This is a genomic window from Streptomyces albofaciens JCM 4342 (assembly GCF_008634025.1).
In the GTDB taxonomy this organism is placed as follows: Bacteria; Actinomycetota; Actinomycetes; order Streptomycetales; family Streptomycetaceae; genus Streptomyces; species Streptomyces albofaciens.
Genome location: NZ_PDCM01000001.1, coordinates 1 through 19,509, shown reverse-complemented (window position 1 = coordinate 19,509; position 19,509 = coordinate 1). Strand labels below are relative to the sequence as shown.

The 19,509-nt window shown below is 71.2% G+C and carries 23 protein-coding genes and 3 pseudogenes; all 26 read right to left on the bottom strand.

All coding sequences use genetic code 11. From position 1 onward, the window contains the following. Window positions 1-9: 9 nt before the first annotated feature. Complete coding sequence (locus tag CP973_RS00115; protein ID WP_244409672.1) at window positions 10-141, bottom strand: lasso RiPP family leader peptide-containing protein; 132 nt, start codon at window positions 139-141, stop codon at window positions 10-12. A gap of 164 nt (window positions 142-305) precedes the next feature. After that, complete coding sequence (locus tag CP973_RS00110) at window positions 306-563, bottom strand: hypothetical protein (RefSeq protein WP_150236484.1); 258 nt, start codon at window positions 561-563, stop codon at window positions 306-308. Beyond that, complete coding sequence (locus CP973_RS00105; RefSeq protein ID WP_150236482.1) at window positions 560-811, bottom strand: hypothetical protein; 252 nt, start codon at window positions 809-811, stop codon at window positions 560-562. Before CP973_RS00105 ends, CP973_RS00110 begins: the two co-directional genes overlap by 4 nt. Before the next feature lie 68 nt (window positions 812-879). After that, window positions 880-1,704, bottom strand: coding sequence for a peptidoglycan-binding protein (locus tag CP973_RS40595; RefSeq protein ID WP_150236480.1), 825 nt, complete (start codon window positions 1,702-1,704; stop codon window positions 880-882). 78 nt (window positions 1,705-1,782) lie between these two features. Beyond that, window positions 1,783-3,234, bottom strand: a complete 1,452-nt coding sequence (locus CP973_RS40590) for a collagen-like triple helix repeat-containing protein (RefSeq protein ID WP_150236478.1) — start codon at window positions 3,232-3,234, stop codon at window positions 1,783-1,785. Window positions 3,235-3,247: 13 nt separating this feature from the next. Next, the gene (locus CP973_RS00090) at window positions 3,248-3,991 is read right to left on the bottom strand and encodes a hypothetical protein (protein WP_150236476.1); all 744 of its coding nucleotides are present in this window, start codon (window positions 3,989-3,991) and stop codon (window positions 3,248-3,250) included. Continuing rightward, the gene (locus tag CP973_RS00085; RefSeq protein WP_150242905.1) at window positions 3,991-5,079 is read right to left on the bottom strand and encodes a hypothetical protein; all 1,089 of its coding nucleotides are present in this window, start codon (window positions 5,077-5,079) and stop codon (window positions 3,991-3,993) included. The genes CP973_RS00090 and CP973_RS00085 overlap by 1 nt, the downstream gene beginning before the upstream one ends. Before the next feature lie 33 nt (window positions 5,080-5,112). Further along, on the bottom strand, window positions 5,113-6,114 hold the full coding sequence (locus CP973_RS00080) for a hypothetical protein (RefSeq protein WP_150236474.1): 1,002 nt from the start codon (window positions 6,112-6,114) through the stop codon (window positions 5,113-5,115). 13 nt (window positions 6,115-6,127) lie between these two features. Continuing rightward, a complete protein-coding gene (locus tag CP973_RS00075; RefSeq protein WP_150236472.1) occupies window positions 6,128-7,048 on the bottom strand; it encodes a phage distal tail protein in 921 nt (306 codons plus the stop codon). 1 nt (window position 7,049) lies between these two features. Next, on the bottom strand, window positions 7,050-9,455 hold the full coding sequence (locus CP973_RS00070) for a phage tail tape measure protein (RefSeq protein WP_244409667.1): 2,406 nt from the start codon (window positions 9,453-9,455) through the stop codon (window positions 7,050-7,052). Between the two features lie 233 nt (window positions 9,456-9,688). Continuing rightward, entirely contained in the window at window positions 9,689-10,174 is a 486-nt protein-coding gene (locus CP973_RS00060) for a DUF7426 family protein (RefSeq protein WP_150236468.1), read from the bottom strand. Next, window positions 10,174-10,698, bottom strand: a complete 525-nt coding sequence (locus CP973_RS00055) for a phage tail tube protein (protein WP_150236466.1) — start codon at window positions 10,696-10,698, stop codon at window positions 10,174-10,176. The genes CP973_RS00060 and CP973_RS00055 overlap by 1 nt, the downstream gene beginning before the upstream one ends. Further along, the gene (locus CP973_RS00050) at window positions 10,695-11,138 is read right to left on the bottom strand and encodes a minor capsid protein (protein ID WP_244409203.1); all 444 of its coding nucleotides are present in this window, start codon (window positions 11,136-11,138) and stop codon (window positions 10,695-10,697) included. Before CP973_RS00050 ends, CP973_RS00055 begins: the two co-directional genes overlap by 4 nt. After that, on the bottom strand, window positions 11,138-11,491 hold the full coding sequence (locus tag CP973_RS00045) for a hypothetical protein (protein WP_150236464.1): 354 nt from the start codon (window positions 11,489-11,491) through the stop codon (window positions 11,138-11,140). The genes CP973_RS00050 and CP973_RS00045 overlap by 1 nt, the downstream gene beginning before the upstream one ends. After that, on the bottom strand, window positions 11,488-11,799 hold the full coding sequence (locus CP973_RS00040) for a hypothetical protein (RefSeq protein ID WP_341874779.1): 312 nt from the start codon (window positions 11,797-11,799) through the stop codon (window positions 11,488-11,490). The genes CP973_RS00045 and CP973_RS00040 overlap by 4 nt, the downstream gene beginning before the upstream one ends. Window positions 11,800-11,815: 16 nt before the next feature. Then, window positions 11,816-12,076: a hypothetical protein gene (locus CP973_RS00035; protein ID WP_244409202.1), complete on the bottom strand. Its 261-nt coding sequence runs from the start codon at window positions 12,074-12,076 to the stop codon at window positions 11,816-11,818. Between the two features lie 127 nt (window positions 12,077-12,203). Beyond that, window positions 12,204-13,129, bottom strand: a pseudogene (locus CP973_RS00030) (major capsid protein). Then, entirely contained in the window at window positions 13,119-13,811 is a 693-nt protein-coding gene (locus CP973_RS00025) for a hypothetical protein (RefSeq protein WP_150236462.1), read from the bottom strand. The pseudogene CP973_RS00030 and the gene CP973_RS00025 overlap by 11 nt, the downstream one beginning before the upstream one ends. 97 nt (window positions 13,812-13,908) lie before the next feature. After that, window positions 13,909-14,082, bottom strand: coding sequence for an Rmf/CrpP fold protein (locus tag CP973_RS39780; RefSeq protein WP_167538243.1), 174 nt, complete (start codon window positions 14,080-14,082; stop codon window positions 13,909-13,911). A 2-nt stretch (window positions 14,083-14,084) separates the two neighbouring features. Continuing rightward, window positions 14,085-14,348 (bottom strand): hypothetical protein, encoded by a 264-nt coding sequence (locus tag CP973_RS40580; RefSeq protein WP_244409199.1) that lies wholly within the window; start codon window positions 14,346-14,348, stop codon window positions 14,085-14,087. Between the two features lie 216 nt (window positions 14,349-14,564). Beyond that, entirely contained in the window at window positions 14,565-14,999 is a 435-nt protein-coding gene (locus tag CP973_RS41715; protein WP_244409916.1) for a hypothetical protein, read from the bottom strand. Window positions 15,000-15,041: 42 nt separating this feature from the next. Further along, window positions 15,042-15,257, bottom strand: a pseudogene (locus CP973_RS41710) (phage minor capsid protein); the annotation flags it as partial. After that, window positions 15,154-15,591 (bottom strand): phage minor capsid protein, encoded by a 438-nt coding sequence (locus CP973_RS41325; RefSeq protein WP_280119011.1) that lies wholly within the window; start codon window positions 15,589-15,591, stop codon window positions 15,154-15,156. The gene CP973_RS41325 and the pseudogene CP973_RS41710, both read right to left, overlap by 104 nt. After that, window positions 15,483-16,001 carry a phage minor capsid protein gene (locus CP973_RS41320; RefSeq protein ID WP_280118993.1) on the bottom strand — a complete coding sequence of 173 codons (519 nt, stop codon included), beginning with the start codon at window positions 15,999-16,001 and terminating at the stop codon, window positions 15,483-15,485. Before CP973_RS41320 ends, CP973_RS41325 begins: the two co-directional genes overlap by 109 nt. A gap of 142 nt (window positions 16,002-16,143) precedes the next feature. After that, window positions 16,144-16,731: pseudogene (locus CP973_RS41915) on the bottom strand (phage capsid protein); the annotation flags it as partial. Between the two features lie 238 nt (window positions 16,732-16,969). After that, window positions 16,970-18,526 carry a hypothetical protein gene (locus tag CP973_RS40560; RefSeq protein WP_244409198.1) on the bottom strand — a complete coding sequence of 519 codons (1,557 nt, stop codon included), beginning with the start codon at window positions 18,524-18,526 and terminating at the stop codon, window positions 16,970-16,972. Between the last annotated feature and the right edge of the window lie 983 nt (window positions 18,527-19,509).

Here is a 19,509-nt window from a genome sequence, read left to right as displayed (position 1 = left end):
TGAAGTTGATCAGAAGTTCAGGAACATCCCGCCGAAGTTGTCGTAGCTGTTACCGACGAACCCGCGCGTCAGTTCTGTGAAGTCGCCAACTTCCGCCAGTTCGGGCTTCTCGTACTCGATCTCTTCGTGAATGTCCGGCATGGTCACGCTCCTTCCGTCAGCCACGCCACTTTGCGTGTTCCGTTAGATGCTGACGTTGCCTGGGCCGCGTGTGGATACCTCGCAAGGGTGGGTGTGCAGTACGCGGGCGTGACGGCTCGCGGAGCGCGTGCGCGGCGCTTGCGCGCGTCGGCTCGGGCGCGGAGTCAGCGGGTGGCGGTGGCCTGCCACAGGGTGACCAGAACGCTGACGGTGGCGACCAGGGCAGCGATGCTGGGCAGGGGCCACCGGCGGCCCTCGACGGCGTCGAGGCGCTTGTCGAGGTCGGCGAGGGCCCGGTCGGTCTGGTCGGACCGCTGTACGAGCAGGGACAGAGCCCCGTCGACGTGGGCGAACCGCGTCTCGATCGTGCCGCGGAGCCGTTCCAGTTCGAGGGCGACCGCGGGCGCGTCGGGGTCGGTCACACGCCGCCCCCGTCCTTACGGGCCGGGTCCTGGTCGTCGACCAGGCCGAGGCCGACGCGGTCGAGCTGGGCCTCGACCTGCGGCAGGGCCATCACGCGCGTGAGGCCACCGGCGACGGCGAGGGCGCCGGCCACCCACGGCAGCGTGTCGGGGATGCCGGATGCGTCGATGATTGCGGGCAGGGCCAGGGCGAACGCAATGATCGTCTGGAGGATCGTGCGGGTGGTGCGCTTGTTCTCGGGGGACAAGAGGGGTCCTCTCGGGGAAGGTGGGCGGGCCCGCGCGGCGGCGCGGGCCTGTACGGGTGGGGTGAGGGTCAGACCTTGGGGACCTTTAGGGCGTCCCACTGACGGCGGCCGGGCCACCCGTCGCAGTACTGCGGGGCGTCGCCGAGGCGCTTCTGCCACTTGCGGAACGACTCGCGATCAGCGTTGGTCCACTGCGGGCCGGGCCCGTCGGAGTACGCCGAGCAGCCTTCTTCGACCAGGCGGCGGCCCATCGCGGTCACGATCGGGGAGCGGGGCGACCGCTTGAACCAGTCGGCGCCCGGGAACGGCTCGTACTCGGTAGGGGCCGGACGGTCGTTGCCGGCGGGCAGGTCGTCGGCGGACGCCTGGTGACCGAAGAATGTCACGCCGCGGCGGCCCTTCCATGCCGGATCGGCCAGCACGACACCCTCGGGGTAGTCCGGGATGCCGTACCCGTAGACGTAACTCGACTTGCGCGGGCGGGACTTCAGGTACACCCCGTCGCCTTCCGAGCTGCCGTTCGCGTTCGTATTGGCTTCCACGGTGGTGATCGTCGAATCGGTGTACGCGATGCAGATACCGACGTGGCTACCGCCGCCGGGCCCGAAGTACACGGGTCCGGCGATCACGGGGTACTCGGTGAACCGACCGCGGCGGCGGAACCAGTCGACGCCGACCGCACAGGACGCGGTGACCGGGGCAAGGTGGGCGCATCCGGCCTGCCGGAAGACCCACGAAACGAAGGTCGAGCACCACGGCTGACCCTGCGACCACTCCAGCCCTGGTACGGAAGGGCTGTACTTCTGGACGTTGTTCCAGCGCCCGCCGGAGCGGCCCTCATGGGTGCCGACCTCGGCGCGGGCGGTAGTGATGACGCGACGTGCGTAGGACAAGAGGGGGAAACCTTTCTGCGGGCACACGAAAGCCCCGGCGCGGTGCGCCGGGGCGTGGTGGTGCGAAGCGGGGCGGGGTTAGCCGAGGGCGGCCCAGTAGCACGTGTTCGCCTCGGCCATGTCGGCGAGGCGGAGCGTGGCGGGCAGGCTCGTAAGGGTGGTGCTGGAGGTCTGGAGCCAGCGGTAGACGCCGCTGGTCGTGACCTGCCGCGGGCCGGACACGGTGCCGGTGCTGGGGGCCCAGTTGGCGGCGGCGAGGTACGGCACGCTGGTGCCGCTGCCCTTGATCAGGATCGCGACGTAGTACCCGCCCGCGTCGAGCTGCACCGGGGCCGTGAGGTTGTAGGGGGTGAGCGATCCGCCGATGCGGTGTTCCTCGACCCACGTCGAGGCTAGGTTCGCGGTAGTGGCTATCCGGTTGAGGGCGGTGTCGTAGATGCCCATGTACGCCGCTGTGACGCCGCTGCTGGGCTTGTTGAACCCCATGGTGTGGCAGGCAACGCGGCTGATCTTGGCGGCCTGGCGGAGCGGCACGCCGACCAGGTACAGGCGTCCGGCCTGCGAGGGCGCATCCCCCGGGGTCGGGGAGGACGGCGCGAGGTCGTACGCCCACGCGGCGAGGCCGTAGTCGGCCGGCCCCCACGTCCCGGCGAGGTACGGCGGCAGCTGCGCGGTCGGCACATCGCCGGCCCCGTCGAGGGTCGCGACGCCTCCGGCAGTGCCGGCCGCGGCGGCGGGGATCGCTCCGACGCGCGCGGCGTCGAGCTGCACGTCGGGCCCCTTGTCGCCGTTCACGGACATCACGCCGCCCGCGGTGATCGGGGGGAGCTGGGCGGCGGGTACGCGTCCGTCGGCGTCGAGCTGCGCGACGCCGCCCGGTGCGCCCGGCGCGGTGTCCGGGACGGCGTGCACGTCGGCGGCGTCGAGGGTGACCTCGGCCGCGCGGTGGCCGTTGACGGACTGGACGACGCCGGGGGCGCCGTCCTTGCCCGGTGCTCCGTCGGCTCCGGGCGGGCCCTGCTCGCCGCGGTCGCCGCGGGGGCCCTGTTCGCCGCGTGGGCCGGTCGCACCCTCCGGCCCGCGCGGTCCGACCAGGGAAGCGAGCCAGTCGGCGACGGTGCCGGAGAAGCCGTTCGCGAGGGCCACCTCGTAGGCGCTCTTGCCGCGTACGGCGACGTAGTTGGGCTTGCTGGGGTCGGTGGGCGCGATGTCGGCGAGGTCGACCTGCGGTGTCTCCGCGGGCAAGAGGACCTGATAGCTGCGGCCGTTGGGGATTCCGGCGAGCTGTTCGGCGACGGTGTACGACCAGCCGGACGGGTCCATGTGCGGGGCATCGGTCGCGGGCAGGCGCGCGGTGATGCGGCCCTGCGCGTCGAGCGTCGCCACGACCGGCCCGCCGAGGATCACGTCGGACTCAGGAAAGGTCACCTGCCCGGGGGCGCGGAAGGTGACGGATCCGGACAGGGGTTGCCCGTCGGGGGAGAGGAAACGGCCGGTCACGGTGACGACGGGGATGTTCTCGGGCAGCACGAAAAGGGCGCTCCTAGTTCGCTTCGTTGGCGGTGGTGGTGTTCACGCCCCAGATGCCTTGGCACCACGCCTCACCGGTCCCGGTGCCGCTGGCGCGGCGAGCCTGAAGAACAAGGCCGGCGGCCTCGGTGTGCTTCAGCCGGTGATCGCTGGGGGTGAACCGTTGGGTGGTGAAGACTTCTTTGCCGCTGGACGTGATCGCCTCGCCGAGCTGCGACAGCTCCCCACCGTGGTTGATCATCAGGCGCGCCTCCGCGGTCGTGCCGCTCGGCGCGTAGACCGACCAGGACGCGGTGAGTACGGCGTGTTGGGCTTGGAACCGCCCGGCGTGTGTGGTGCGCCATTCGGACCCGGTGACCAGGGCGGCCGGGGACATGGGGATGGGCACCCACGGGCGGCCGAGGTAGCCGTCGGCGTAGTAGTCGTCCATCACGAGCACGTCGCCGCCGCGCGACCACAGCCGGATCATTTGCCGGATGTCGTCCCCGTCGAAGTTGTTGTTGCCGACCTGTACGGCGGGGGTGCCATCCTCGCGGGCCAGCAGCACGTACCAGTCTCCTCGCGGGCCCTGCCCGGTGCCGAAAGTGGTGTGCCCACTGGGGGCCTTGACCCGCAGTTGTCCGCCCTCGCCGATCGTCACGGTGCCGTGGTTGATCGTGTTCAGCGCGGGCCGTGTCTGCGCTCGGCCGGACAGTTCCCGCACCTGCCGTTCGAGGTTGCGAATGCGGTCGAGCAGGTCGAGGGGGATGGCAGCCATCAGGCGGTCTCCAGATAGAGCTTGGCGGTCTCGGGGGTGCCGCGGGAGGGCGGAGTGATCGCGATGCCGACGACGCGGTACCGCGCGTCGAGCCCGTCGGGGAACCACAGATCGCGGATGCGCAACCTCACAGCGGCGCCGAGCAGTGCGGGCGAAATCGCGTCGGTCACGCGCACGGTGATCTCAGGAATGGTGAGCGGTCGGCGGGCGGCGGCCCAGTCCGCACGGGCGTGCGCGTCGAGCGTGGCCTGCTGCTCGACGGTCGAGTGATCGCTGCTCCCGTCCAGCCGCGGCCAGCCGGCCGCGATGTCATCCTCGGCGACCAGGAGCTGCGACAGCATGGGTACGGAGTCGACGGCCTGGTTGCTGTTGTCGGACGCGCCGCGCGACTGCCAGACGTTCGCCTGCCCGGTCGCGTCCACCGGCCACGAGTAGGTCAGAACCGGGCCCGGGTGGTCGAGGACGATGTCGGCCGTACCACTGCGCAGCGTCGGGGCCCCCAACCGCAGGCGCTTGACGCGCCGGCCGGACTCCGGATCGCGGTACGACGCGATGCGCCACTCAAACCCACCCTCGACCGCGCCCAGCTTGGCGAGCAGATCGCGGATCGTGGGCAGGTCGTACCGGCTGTACGTGCGGTCGCGCAGCATCCCGGAGGTGTGCGTGTCGTACTCAATGCCGATGTCTCCGCCGGCGGCCTGCTGCGCGTAGTCGACCAGCTGCCGCGCGATGTCGAACTGATCGACCCCGGCCGCGGTCATCGTGTCGTACAGCAGCCGGTGATCGAGGTACGAATCCCACGTGGCGGCCTGAATCTGCATGGACAGAAACCCGCGGTTGCTGCTGGACACGTTGGCGGTCCACAGGATGCCGCCCCACCAGATCTCGCGGCCCCGCTCGACCCACACGGCCGTACGGCCGGGCGTCACCGCGCGCCGCACACGGCCCGCAAGAGCGGCGTTAGGTATGGGGATGGTGGCGCCGAGCGACCCGCTCTTGCCGATCCAGTCATCAAGGGACACGCCCTGTATGGGCAGGGCGTCGATGATCTGGTCGGTGCGCAGGTCGCAGAACAGGGCCCGATACATGGGGGCGGACACGGCCACCCCCTGTCACATGGGTCAGTCGGTCCACCAGGAGCAGCCGAACGCCAGCCAAGAACTGGTTGCACGCTGGAAAGCGGCGGTGATCTTGCCTCGGCCGCTGATCTCGCCGCGGACGGTGCCGGCCGGAGAGGTCGCACTGACCTCGCATCCGAACGACACCTCGGCGTACGAGGTGGGGGACTGCGTGGGCCAGTACGTCTGGGGCAGGGTCAGGCCCGGTAGGGGTTGCCCGTCGGCGGGGATGAGTCCGGCGGTGCGTAGGATGCGCCCGCGGAGGTGGACCTGCGTGCCGCACTTCCTGATCTGGAAGGGGTACGCATTGCTGGAGAACCGCTGATAGCCGGTGGGCAGCGGGAGATCGATCCAGCCGGTATCAGCCGGGTACGGCTGCCACGCGGACGCCGCGGCGGACCAGCGTTCCAGTCCGGTGCCCGTGTCACGGTACTGCCCGTCGTAGGCCCCGGGGTAGGACGCGGGCCCGCCGCGGGGGATGATCCCGCCGTACGCCGCGGTGTAGCGGCGCCGGTCGGTCAGCGCAGACGCCCAGTTGATCCCGCCGACGCCGGCGGACGTTCCCGCCGGAACCGTGATGTCCCACAAGGCGAGGCAGGCGGGCGGCAGGGTCGGCGGCGTGGGGGTGTCGGAGCGGTCGCCCTGGATGATCTCGACCGTGGCGAGGGTCTGCTCGCTGGTGTCGTACAGCCCGTCGAGGATGCGGAGCACGACGGTGTCGATACGGCCGTACTGCGCGTCGCCGTCCGCGACCGTCAGCGTCTCCGGGGCCGTCACGGCGACCGGATAGGCGCCCTGCGCGGCGGTGCCCTGCACCACGGCGCGGCCGACACCGATCTGCACCTGCATGGCGCTCACACCGACGGCGGCGAACGGCTGCCCTCCGGCGATCACACCGGCGCGCGAGGTCATTTCGTCCTCCGGCGCCATGGTCCCCACGGGCGCGGTGCGGGTGTCCTGTCGGGTCTGCCCAAGGGGCAGCAGCCAGGCGGCGCGCACGGTCACGGGCGGTTTCTCCTTACCAGTAGGCCGAGCGGTAGCGCACGGTGACGCTCGCGCGGGGGTCGGATGATCCGGGCGCGGCCCGGAACGCAAGCTGTGCGACACCGGGGGCGAGGGTGAATGCCTGCTCCGGGACCGAGCGGGCGGTCGCGGTGTGCAGGCGCGAGGCGCCGCCGTTGAGGGTGACGGTGCCGGCGTTGGTGTCGACGTGCAGCACGTCGTCGGGGGCGAGGTCGATGTCGTACTCGACCGCCTCGCCCGTGCGCAGATTCGTCAGGCTCGGCCGGGCGACCGGGCCCCGGAAGACGATCACGGGGTGTGTGTCGGTGTCCCCCTCGTTGACGGCGATCAGGGCACCGGTCGAGCCCGGGGCGCCGAAGTCGACGCCCTCGGGGCTGGGAACCGTGTTCCAGTCGAGGTGTTCGGGGCCCGGGTCGAGGTGCCAGTCGAGACCGGGTTCGGGGGCGGGCAGGCGGGTCTCGATGCGCTGCTCGGTGAGGGAGTAGAGGCGCGGGTCGGTGGCCTCGAACTGGATCGCGCCGCCGATGCTCGCGCCGATGCGGTACCCGGTGTCGACGGGGATGGAGCGGCGCAGGCACCGGGCCCAGCACATCAGCGGCGGAGCGTCGTCGAGGCGGATCACGAGCGGCAGTTCGTCGTCGCGGAGTGCGAGGTGTGCGGACAGGGTCCGTACGGCGGCCGACATTGCGCCAGGCGCCGTACGGATCACCAGCCCATCCACCGTGATTGTGCGCGGCTGTGCATACAGCGGCCCCGGATAGGCGCCGTGCCCGTCCGAGCGGGCAACGGTGCCCGAATCGAGGCCGGGCGTATCGATCCAGCCTGTGAGGGACTTCCAGCGCACGGCGGTGCCGGGGCCGAGCAACAGGTCGCCGTACTGGATGTGGCCAGGCAGGGTGACCAGGTCGCCGGCCATGTCACCCCCTGCCCTTGGCGTGCCAGGCCAGCGCCGCGGCCGTCTGATCAGCGGACGCCGATCCGGCGTGCCAGTTCTCGATGTGCACCGCGGGCGCCATGCCCCCGCCGAAACCCGGGCCGTACGACGGTCCGCCGGCGGCGGCGAACTGCGGCGCGGGCGGAACACTCACGAGATTGCGCATGGTGCGGTCGATGGCGGGGGCGCCTGCCTTGATGCCCTCGACGACACCGGCCGGAATGAACTTGCCGATCTTGTCGCGCATCAGGCGCGAGGGCGAGTGGATGCCCAGCGCGCGGGCGATCGGCCCGGGGATCATGTCCTTGGCCCAGCTCGTCAGTTTGCGTGCCAGCCACGGGCCCATGTTGCGAATGCCGTTCCACAGGCCGCGGATCAGGTCGAGGCCCTTGTCGTAGAGCATCGATCCGAAGTCGCCGAAGAACCCGACGATCCGGCCCGGCAGTCCGCGTACGAAATCGAGCATTTCCCCGGCCTTGCGCTTCGTGCCCTCCTTGATGGAACTCCAGTGCTTAATGATCAGCCCAACGAGAGTCCAGTTCAGGAAGAAATCGACGATGCGGCCCGGCAGGGCCTTGACCCAATCGACGATGGCCGTCCACACGCGCTGAGTTCCGGCCTTGATGGAATCCCAGTGCTTGATGATGATGCCGACGAGGGTGAAGTTCAGGAACAGGTCGATCAGGAATTGACCAACGGCCTTGATCTTCTCCCAAATCCAGTCCCAGACGGCAGCCGTCTTCGCCTTGATGGAATCCCAGTTGGAGACGATCAGCGCGACCAGGCCGACAACTGCCGCGATGATCAGCGGTATCGGGCCCATGGCCAGCAGCCACGCCGCGGCCATCCGGGCGCCCTGGATCATGGACTGCGCGCCCATGAGCACCCAACCGGCCACCACGCGCGCGGCGTTGACCGTGGCGGCGGCACCCTGCGCCGCCCACCCGGCCAACGTCATAGCGTTCGAGGCGACGAACCGCGCCGCGCCGGTTACCGCGGCGGCGCTCTGCGTGGCCCAGCTCGCGACCACGGCCGCGCCGGTCGTGGTGGCCTGTACGCCGAGGCTGACCAGGGTGGGCAGCATCAGGAGCGTAATCACGCTCGCCGCGATCGTCAGGGCGGTTGAGTTGCGGGATACGAAACCCGTGACGGTGTCCCACTTGGAGCCGAGCGAGAGCACCCACTGACCCAACTTGATCAACGCCGGGACCACGTACGTGCCGATCACCTCGACGGCACCCTGCGTCAACGACCGCTTGAACTTCTCAATCTTGGTGGCGGCGTTGTCGCGCATCGCGTTGCCGGCCGCGTCGGTGGCGCCCTTGACCTTGCCGAGGGCCTGCACCGCGTGCGCAGGATCGAGGGCGTAAATCGCCTGCTGCATGTCCTCGAACTTCGTACCGAACAGTCCGAGGGCGATCTCGCTTTTCTTCGCTGGGTCTTTGACGGCCCGCAGTTTCGTGATGACCTGCTCGAAGGCTTTCCCGGCGGCCGGTCCGCCCTTCTGGAAAACAGCCTGCATCTTCTCGCCGGACAGGCCAAGATCCGCATACGCCTTTTTCGTGGCGTCGTTCATCCCCTGCGCTTGCAGAGTGAACTCTTTCAGCGCGTCGGCGACTACGTCGGCATCGCGCGCGCCGCCCTTGAGTCCCTGCTGAAGCAGGCCCATGGACGTTTTCGCGTCGAGGCCAAGCTGCCGGAATTCGGTTGGATACTCACTGAATGTGTCGAGCAGATCCTCGGCGGTATCGATGCCGTTCTGGGCGCCCTTGACAAGAACGTCCATGGCCTCATCCGCCGATTTGGCGAGGCCGTTTTTCATCATCGTGCCGACGGCACGAGAGACCTTGGAAACGTCCTCGCCCATGACGGCGGCGGTGTCCGCCACCCGTCGGCCCATCGTCTGGACCTGTGCCTGTGTCGCCTCCGGCGGCAGCAGGCCATTCCTGGCGATGCCCTTGATGATCTCGGCGCCGTCCTGCACTGAGTCGACGACCGCGCCCGCGTACAGATCGCCGGCGACCTTGCCGTACTTGGCGGCCACGGGCCCGGTGGTGCCGAGCTGCGCCTGAAGCTGACCAGGGATCTTGCCCTGTTCGAGGGCCGAGCCGATACCCGCGATCAGCGCGCCACCGATGGTGGCGCCGATCGCCGCGGCGGCGATCCCCTTCTTCAGGGCCTCGCCGACCTTGCTTGCCGCGCGGCCTCCGCCGCGCTCGGCCCCGTCGGCGACGCCGTCGCCGAGCTGGCGGCCGGCCTGCTGCCCGCTGCTGCCCGCGTCGGCGGCCATGCGGTCGCCGCCGGCGCGCATGGCGGCCTCGGCGCGGCGGATACCCGCACGGGCCCCGCTGTCATCGACCCGGATGGTTGCGGCGAGTTCGCCGACCATGAGAGCCACGGGCGCTCACCTCCGGGGGGTCGTGCCTCCCGGTGCGGGAGCGTCTTGCGAGGGGGCGAGCGTTCGGGCCAGCCGCGATTCAGCGGAGAGCAGGCCGAGGATGCGCAGGCGCAGCCAGCGCCAGGAACGGGCCCGCAGGATGCCGGGGGCGCCCAGGTCGATGCCGTAGACCTCGTGCAGGTCCGCCTCGACGAGCGGCCACTCGTCGAGGATGCGGCGCCACGTCAGCGCGGCGCGCGGCCCTTGCCCGCGGGGCGGGGCCTGGCCTTCGGGCCACTCGTACCACTCGTAGAGCCCCGATTCGGGGTCGACTTCGCCGCGCCCGACCGGGCCCGACGCTCCGCCCGATTCGGGGCCAAGCGGTTTGGGTCGCCGCCGGAGTTCCAGAACGCTTCGGCGGCGGCCTTGTCCTGCGCGATCCACACCATGGCCGTGATCGCCGAGTGTTTGAGGGCGGGCCACGGCACGCCGTCGGCCACCATCTGACCGTGCGCGGTGCCGAGCACGTCGCGGAACAGGTCGCGCTCGGCCGCGTCGCCGAGTACCTGCTCGTCGACGCGTCCGCCGTCGGCGGCGACCGCCGCCGCGTTGATGATCGCCTGCACCCGCAGGCCGACCTCGGCGGACGGGGCGGGCACGGTGTAGACGGTGCCTGCGACGGGGAGTTGCAGGGTCTCGTCGAGGAGTTCGCCGAGTTCCTTGAACGCCATTACGCGGCCCCCTTCTCAGGGGTCAGCGTCTTGCCGGTTCCAGCGGCGGGGTTGGTGATCTCGGTCAGCGGGCCCGACCCGGTGAGTGTGATCTTGACGGTGTCGAGTTCGTCGGCGCCGCCGCCGTCCGGCTCCCAGGTGACCAGGGCCGTGCCCTGGTAGGCGTCCGGGGCGCCGTTGCGGTCGTAGTACCGCACCCGCACATACGAGCCAGCACCGAACGCCATCGATGCCTTGCGCAAACGTTCCTGCACGGCGTTGAAAACGCCGGTGGTCGGGTGGGCGCGGTGCGCGATGGTCGTCTCGATCGACCAGGCGAGCATGGTCACGGTCTGCTCGACCCACCCCTCGGCGTCGTACGTCGTCGACTCCTGCTGTGTGGGTTCGATCTTCGGCGCGAACTCGGTGATGCCGGGTAGCAGCGTCCAAGCGGGGGTGGTGCCGTCCGTGCTCATGTCGATCTCGCACCGGTACCGGCGCGCAAGCGCGGTGATCGTCTCGGCCGGCGGCGTCGGGGTGCTCACTGGCGCCTCCTATTCCAGATGTCGGGCCGCGCGGTGGGCGCGGGCGTAGTAGTTGCTGCTGCGCTCCGCGCGCCCGGAGCCGTCGGCGCCGATCGGGGCGGCCGAGTTGCGGTAGATGAGCTGCACCCATGCCGCGCCCCAGTGGTGGGGCCGGAGCCGTGCAGCACGTCGAGCACCTGGTCGTCGAGGGCGTCGACTTCGCGCGGGTCCGGCCCGGCGCGGGTGCGCACCTGTATGCCGGTGGTGGTGTCGGTCAGGGCCGCGGACTCCTCGACCGGGTACGCGGACAGGCAGATGACCCGGTCGGGCACGGGAGGAGTGGCGGCAATGGTGATGGCGGTCTCGCCGGCCGCGTACACGCCGTCGGGCCGGTAGGTGCCGACGCCTGCGGTGTCGAGCAGGCGGGCGAGACCGTCGAGCAGGTCGACGGTGTAGGACATCAGCGCAGCGCCCGCCGGACCTGTGCGGCGATCAACGCCTGCACGGTGTCGGTCGAGCCCGGCAGGACGCGTTCGAGGTACTTGGCGGTGCGGCCGGGGTCGTGCCGGGCGGTCATGTCCTCGTGCACGCGGCGGGCGTACGGGGTGTCGTACGACACCGCGGCCGTACGGCGGCGCGCGTCCACACTGGTCGCGCCGCTTCGTTCGAGGGTGCCCTCCTCGATCGGCACCAGCTGGCGGCTGAGCTGGAGGACGTGTTCGGCGCCGAGCAGGGCGCCGCGGGTGGCGGCCTGCCGCAGTGCCTCGCTGACGGCGGCCCCGTTCCAGTTCAGTTCGGCGCGCGGTCCGCTCATTCGCAGGTCACCTCCGTGCAGGCGGGCACCGGCAGACCGGGCGCGGTGTGGTGGGCGGTGGTGATCGCGGTGGTGGTGCGCCCGTCGGGGAGCGTGATGCGGCTGCCGGGCGGGCAGTCGAGCAGGGGGCCGGCGACGATCGTTGCCGAGGCGGTGACCTGCCGACCGTCCGGGGCTCGCACCATGCGGGCCGTCTCGTCGATCATCGCGGGCACGTTCGGGATGGCGTGGCGGTACTGGGGCCCGTAGGCGCTCTCCCCCGCGTACGGCTCGACCGTGATGCGGTGGCGCAGCAGTACCTCGGGCACGCGGGTCACCACGCGATCACCCGGCCCGGGTCAGTCCGGCGCGGCGCAGGATGCGGTCGGCGCGCGGCGCCAACTCCACCCCGGTCGCGGCCGGCGGGCGCGCGGTGCGCCCCGACAGGCTGACGGGCCCGATCGATACGGAGTCCCAGTGATCGCCTGCGCCGGTGCCGTCGGTGCCAGCGGAGGCCCAGTATTCGACCTGTGCGCAGGTGGCGCGGGCGAGGACTTCGGCGGTCGTCGGGTCGGTGGGGTCGCCGTCCGCGTCGACCGGATACACGGCGGTCAGCAGGGCCGAATCGATGTCCTCGGACGCGCGGGCGAGCAGCCGCTCGGCGTCGTCCGGTGCAGCGGTCCCGGTCCACGCGGCGAGCTGTTCGGGCGTGGCGTAGGGCGGCGCATGAACGTTACGCCCCGCCGGTGCCGGTGCCCTGGTTGACCTTGATGCCGCGCCACACAGCGGCGGCCTTCGTCGCCTTGAGCGCGACGGCAACCGGACCGAGTTCCACCTCGCCCTTCTTGACGGCGCCGGCGGTGGCGAAGTCCGGGAGCCACTGCCGTACCAGGTTGCTGCCGACGGTCGAGACACCGTGGAAACCGTCGAGGCCGAGGCGGACGGCGTACAGGTCGGTGGTGCCGGTCTTGGCGTCGATGCCGATCACGGGGTCGGCGCTGCCAGCCTTGGCGCCCAGGTCCACAAACGGGATGCCGTTGTACGCCTCGACGGTCTGCCCGAACGCGTTCTCGCTGCGGGTGTAGTAGCCGGCCCGGCGGGCGAGGCTGCGTACGCGGGCGATGGTCTTCTTGTTGCCGAGCAGCGCGCTCGGGGTGTCGTCCAGCAGGCCGAGGAATTCGTCGAGGGAGTCGAGGGCGTTGTGTGCGGCGGCCTGGTCGGCGGGGGTCGACCAGTCGGCGGCCGGCTTGTATTCGGTGGCGGACCCGGTGAGGATCTTGGAAAGGCCCTCGAATCCTGTGGCGGTCGCTGTGTTGCGGGTGCCGTTGATGACCTGGTCGGAGAAGAACGCCCGCGCGCTCTTGATCGTCTGGTTCATCTGGAAGGTGGTTTCCGCGGTGGCGGCGGGCCGAGGTTGGACAGGACGCGGTCGATCTCGAACGCGCCGCCAAGTACCGCAAGGTCGACGCTCGCGCGGGTCCGCTTGGCCTGCTCGGTGCTGTACTCCGAGTTCAGCGGGCGGAAGGCGGCGCCGCGCTCAGTGACGAGTCGGGTGTATCCGTAGGTGAGCGTCGCGCCGCCCCCGGCGGGGTTCACGACATCATCGAAGGTCAGGTTGTCGAGCAGCCAACTCGACTTGCGGAACTCATCAATCACCATGAGGTCGATGTCGTCCTGCGTGTTCAGCTTGGCGTCGGCGAGGGTGATAGCCATGGGCGGGTGTCTCCAGTGGTTCAGCCGCCGAGGCGGGCGGCGATGGCGTCATGCAGGGTGGCGGGCCGACGCTCGGGCGTGGTGCCGGTGAAGTCGGCGCCGCCCTTGGCCGGACCGGGAGCGGCGGCGCGCAGGTGCGGGCGGCTTCAACGGCGGTCTTGATCACCTCGGCGAGCTTGTCGCCGAAAGCCTTGTCGTCGGGTCGAGGTCGGCGAGCTGCTGCGCGACGGTGCGGGAGTCGAGCAGGCGGGCGGGTCGGCGCCGGCGGTGTGCGCGGCCTGGTGCGCGGCCAGCTCGACACGGAGCTGCCGCGCCTCGGCGCGGCCTGGTCGCGCTCGGCGGCGGCCTGCTCGGCCAGACGTGCCGGGTCGGCTTCGCCGTCGGCGCCCTCCGGGTCGAGGACCTTGCGCAGAGCGGCGAGCAGGTCGTCGCGCTCGGTGGCGGCCTGCTGGGCTGCCTGCTCGGCGGCGCTCACGCGCTGCTCGGCGGCCGGGTCGGCGGCCGGGGCCGTGGGGGCGTTGTCGGCCGGCGCGGTCGGAGGGCTGTTCGGCGGTGCCGCGGGCGGGGTGCCCCCGGCGTCGGCGCTGGGCGCGCCCTGCTGTCCGCTGGCGGTGCCGGTCTCGCTCATGCGTGGTGCTCCTGGTGCTGGGCCCGCGCCGGGCGGGCGTGCGGGCATACGAAAGGGCCCGCGCCTGGCGGGCCCCGGGGTGTGTCGGTGGGTGGTGCTACTGGTCGTCTTCGCGGCCGGGCGCGGGTGGCGCGGCGCGGGTGTATCCGCGAATCCACGCGGAGCGCAGCAGGGAGTCACGCGGGTACGGGCAGGTGGACGGCCGGTCGCCGCGGCGTCGGGCCTCGGCCCCGGCGGTGACGGCCCGGATGACCTGCTCGCGCGTTCCCATGCTCACCTCTTGTTTTGGTGGTCCGACTCGTTCTTACGGGCGCCCTCGGCCCATCGCTGCCGTTCACCGGTCACGGACTCGATGAACTCAGCTTGTGTCAGCCGGCCGTGCTCCGCCCACCATGCCCGCAGCTCGTCGGAGGCGCGGGCGTGCGCGATGCGCGCGGGCCCGGAGAACAGCGACACGGGATCGTGGCCGGCCTGCTCAGCCTGCTTGTTGAGCAGTACGCCGCGTAGGTCTTCCTCGGCCGCGAGGTACTGGCGCATTACGTACTCGTCGTACATCTGCCGTGCGACCCGGCGCGTGACGCGCGGGACCTGCTCCGGCTCGTCCGTCGGAGCGTGGCGTGCCGCGCGCGTGGTCCGCTGGGCGGCGCGCTCCTGCTCGACCAGTGCGGCCCAGGTGTCGTCATCGGCGAGGGCCGCCCACCCGTCCGGATCGGGGCGGGGCGAGCAGGTCGTCGAGGGCGGCGCGGTCGGCGATCAGGTCCTCGACGGCGTCGCCGCTGCGCGCGGGCGCGGGCAGGGGCTCGGCGGGTACCGCCGGTCGAATTCGGCGGCGATCCGGGCGAGGTCGCCGGCCCTCCCGTGGCGCATCGCTTCGGCGAGGTCGTCGTCGGCAACCGCCGACAGATCGCCGGTCCGTACGCGGTCGAGCAGGGCCTCGCGGTCGCGGCGGTCCGCCTCCGTGGCGATTCGGTCGCGGGCGCGGTCGTCGAGCACGCCGGGCCGCATGGCGGCGCCGAGCTGGTCGTCGGACATCTCCCGCAGCGTGCCGTCGTCACCGGCGCGCACGCGGGCGGCCTGCATGAAGTCGTCCGGCGCGGTCTTGGTCCTGGCGGGCAGGTTCGAGGCGCCGGGCTGTTCCCGGTGGCGCAGACGGCGGAGGTCCGGGTGTGCGGCGAGGTGGTCGCGCATGGCGCCTTGCCACTGCCTGACTTTGGCCTCGGCGGCGCGTTTGGCCTCGGGCGTGGTCGCGGCGGCGGCGCGGTTCTTGTGCCGGCGGATGTGCCGCTCGATTGCCCGCTGCCGCTGTCCAGCCTCATACCCGGCCGGGTCCGGCTCCGGCTCCTCAACGCGCGTCAGACCAGGGTGTAAGAGGAGACGCTGTGGCGGCAGTTGGGTGCTGAAGTCCGGCGCGGCGGGCCTCGTCGAGCGACCCGGCCACGTCCACACGGATCATGCGGCCGTCGTCGAGGGCGTGCTCGACCTCGACCGTACGGGCCCCGTCCGGCCCGCCAATGGACAGGATGCGGCGCTCCCACGGGCGGCACAGCGGACACTCACGCGGCGAGTTGGAGACGATCACCAGGTCTATGCCCGCGTCGGCGAGGGTGGTCATGTGCGCCTCGGTCGCGGCCCGCGCAACGCTGGTGCGCACCGCCATTTCGGCGTACGCGGTCAGTGACCAGCGGCGCCCGGCCCGGTCCCGGAACGAGGAGATCCCCCGGTCGGCGAACCGCTGCATGGCCTGCTGCGTGGCCTGGCGGCGCGTCTCGGTGCCGAGCAGGGGCGCCGCGGTGACCTCGGCAACAACCTGCCGATACCCATCCTCGACGGCCCGCAGAATGCCGCGGTGGTCGAGGTGACGGTGTCGATGGTCTCGGCGGCGAGGCGGTCGACGGCCCGCGCGTGCGGGGTCCGCTCGGCCACCGTCCGCCGATCCTCATCCGGCAAGGCGTCGAGTTCTTCGAGGGCGGAGGCGCGGCCGGCGTCGTACGCCTCAGCCACGGCGTGCCGTACCTCGGTGTCGACGGTCCCGGCGAGGGCGCCAAGCAGCACGTCGGCCGCGCGCCGCAAGGGCGACAGGGCGGCGAGTTTGGCGACGGCCCACCCGGGCGCGTCCAGCCCTGCGGCGAGCTGCCGCGCACACAGTTCGAGCAGCTGCCGCTCGACACCGGCGTACAGGTCCGCGGTCACCGCGGCGAGGTATTCGACCTGGTCGGGGACACGGGCATGTGCACCCCCGATCAGGCGGCGAGCGGAAACGCTCCGACAGGGTCGGGGCGGCCTGCCCGGTCTCCGCATGGATGCGGGCAACCTCTTCGGCAACGGCGGTGTCGTCCCAGTCCGGATGCAGCGCGCGTACCTTGGTGTCGGTGCTGACGGCCTGCGCCTGCTGGAGCAGGGAGAGCGTCTGTGCGACCGATTGCGGGTCCTCGCTGACAGCGTCCCCGAACACGATGCGGGGCCGGTCGACCACGAGACTCGGAGTGAACAGCGCACGGTCGAGGCGCAGCATGACGAACAGGATGTGCGCGAGCGCGGGGCGCCAGTAGCGCGACTTCTTGTCACGCGTGATCATCGACCGTCGCTCGCGGGCGTTGACCTCGGTCGCGGTGACGGCGCCGCCCTGGTCGCCGAGCCCGAACGACTGGGCGGAGTACCCGGCGGACCGTACGGCCTGCTGCACGAGCGAGTCGGCCGTCGACTGGTGTTCGGTGACCCTGATCGCGAACTGCGACAAGGTGATCCCCGACCCGCCCTCGGTCGGCGGATCGACAGGGCTTGCCAGATTTCCCGGTCGTCGTCGAAGCTCGCGCCGCGCCCGGGCCGTGGTCGCGCAGGTATCCGTCGGGACGATCAGCCGCGCGCGGGCGAGCCGGATGTCGCGCAGCCAGCTCGACCACGTCTCGTCAAGCGCGTCCATGAGGTCATGAAGCGGGCGGCGTAGTCGGAGCGGCCGAACGGGCTCCTGCGGTGGCGCCGGTTGGGCTTGATGTTGGGACGTAGGCGGCGGTGAGTTCGTCGATGCCGGTCTCGATCGTGTCGCCCTCGGGCCGAGAGAGTCGGCGAGGGCGGCGACCTCGGGGTGCTCGGTGAGCGGCACGCGGCGGCCGAGGCGGTCGGCGGTGCCCTCGTACAGGCCGTGCAGAATGCGGCCGGGCTCATGCCGTTCGAGGTGGCGCCACACGGTCGCCTCGGTCGAAGCGAGTTCGCGCCAGAAGGTGACGCCGGTCAGTTGCCCCCAGCGGAATTCGGGCGCGGCCTGGTCGGCGTGCACGACAGTCAGCAGCGGCCGGGCGCCAGGGAGGCATCCCAGGTGACGCGCAGGTACACGCCGCCGAGGCGGCGGCGACCTCGGCCGCCTCAAGCAGGGTGTTCTCGATGCCTCCAGCCTCGACAAGGTCCGCAAGCCGATCCTGCGTGCCAGCGTCGTCGACAGTGAACGTGGGCGGTTCGGAGAACAGGAGATCGGCGGACGTGTGGCGATGTCGCCGGCGAGCGGATATGCAGGCGGGTATCGCGCTGCCCGGGCTGCTGCTGGCGGTGGCGGCCCACAGCCGGCGCCGCCCGTCCTCGCGCCTCTGCTGGTGCTGGTAGATGTCGGCGAGGCGCTTGCGGTCCCCGGAGTACCACGCGTCATCGACGCGCATCTCGCGGTACAGCGGGGCGAGCTGCGGCGGCGGCCACGCTGCGCCGTTCTCAGGAAGCGTCATCGTCGCTGCTCCCGTCTCCGGCGAGGTCGAATGCCTCAGCGCGGCCCGCAGCATGTCGGCGATACAGACACCGATGTTGTCGCGGGGCGTGAGGCTCAGAGTGCCGAGGTTGCCGGTGTGGTCGCCGACGGTGAGCGACACGGGCATGTGGACAGTCATCACGCGGCGGCAGCCTCCTTCGGTGGTGCGGTGAGAAGGTGGCGCCACTCGTGAGCGGTCGAGTGGATGACGTACCGCAACGCGTCGCACGAGTGGTCGTCGACCTTCAAGGGGCGTCCTCACCACGCGCGGTGGCCTTCGGATCCCAGCTGTAGCCAGGCAGTTCGTCGAGCAGCCCTCGCACGACTCGTGTACGAGCAGGCGGCCGGCGGCGAGCAGGCTCGACACAGAGCGAATGCCGGATGCGACCTCGTTCGAGGCACGGGCGATGCCGGGGTAGCCGTCCTGCCACAACTGGGTGAGAAACGATTTTGCGGAAGGGTCGATGAACGTCCACTCCGGCGTCACGCCCTGGTCGTCCGGGCCGGCGGACGGGTGGGACCACTCGGCCAGCCATTCCCGTACGGCGGCGCTGTACTGCGCGTCGGTCATGCTGCGGTGCGTGGCGCGGGAGTCATGGCGCCACTCGGCGGCCACGTACAGCCGGCCGTCGACTCCCTCGCCCAACAGGACGGCGGCGAACGGGTTCGTCGTGCCGTAGTCGATGCCGACGTGATACCGGCGCATGTCCGGCAGGTCCGTGACGACGTGGCGCGCCTGGTCCCACATGTCGTAGATGGCGCCCTCAGCGACGCACCACGCCCCGTCGATCATCCGCCGTCGCCACAGACCGACGTATTCGGCGGCGAGGTCGGCGACGTACTCGGCCGACAACGACGGGTTGTCGGACAGGCGGAAGTGCCACGCGCGCAGGTTCAGCTCGCCGACGCGGTCGAGATACTGCGTCTTGAGCCAGTGCCGCGGCGAGTCCGGGTTCGTCGTCGCGTACAGGCGCGCGCCCGGCACGGACAGACGTGCGAGGAGCTGCGTCCAAAAACCCTCGGGACCAGGGTGGCCTCATCGACGTAGCGAGCTGCGCGGTCAGGCCGCGGAGCCTGCCCTCGGCGCGGGCGTCGGCGGCACCGATCAGGTGGACGGTGCGCCCGAGAATCGTTGCGGTGGTGGCGCCGCGGTGTGGACGATGTGCCGGCGAGGGCCCGAACAGGGCCCGGTCTTGCAGGGTTCGAGCACGTTGCGCTCGATCGTCTGGAGGCTGCGCCCACAGACGATGATCAGACCGGACGGGCCCGCGGTAGCAACCGCGATGACGAATGCAGCAGAGACGCGATCGTCTTGCCGGACCGTACGGACCCATGCCACAGGTTGATCCGGGCCGTGGCCTGCCCGACCGAGCGAAGCTGTTTGCGGAGAGGGGAAGCGCGTCGAGGTTGAGCAACGCTCACCCCCCGTCGGCGCCTCCATCGTCGTCCGGGTCGCCGGCGGCGCGGCCAACGCTTCGCCGAGCGTGCCGAGCATCGATCGGACTGGTCGGCGCCCTCGCCGCCCTCGGCCGGGGCGAGGCGTAGTGACTGCTGGATGCGGTGCCGGCCGCGGCGATGATGGCGCGCTGATCAGCGAACCTCGGCTTGTCGAGGTACGCCTCGTGCCACTCACCATCGCGGCCCGCGAACTCCCCGTAGGTGGTGGCTCCCATAGCTGCGCCCGCAGACGCTCGGCGTCGACGTGCAGGGCCTCGGCGAGCTGGGCACGGCGGGCGGCGAGGTCGATGCGACGCGCTTCGGTGGCGGCGACGACCTCGGCCCCGCTCGAAGGTGAGGCCGTTCGAAGCGGCGGCGATCTTGGACACGGGTCACGGGCTGCGCCGATGGCGCGGGCGATCTCGTTGCGGGCCTTGCCCTGTCCATGCAGCGGCGCACCGCCGGCGCGGTCTGTGTCAGTGATGGGGCGCGCCATGGGGTGTCACCTCCTGCACGGGTTGGGCAAGCGAA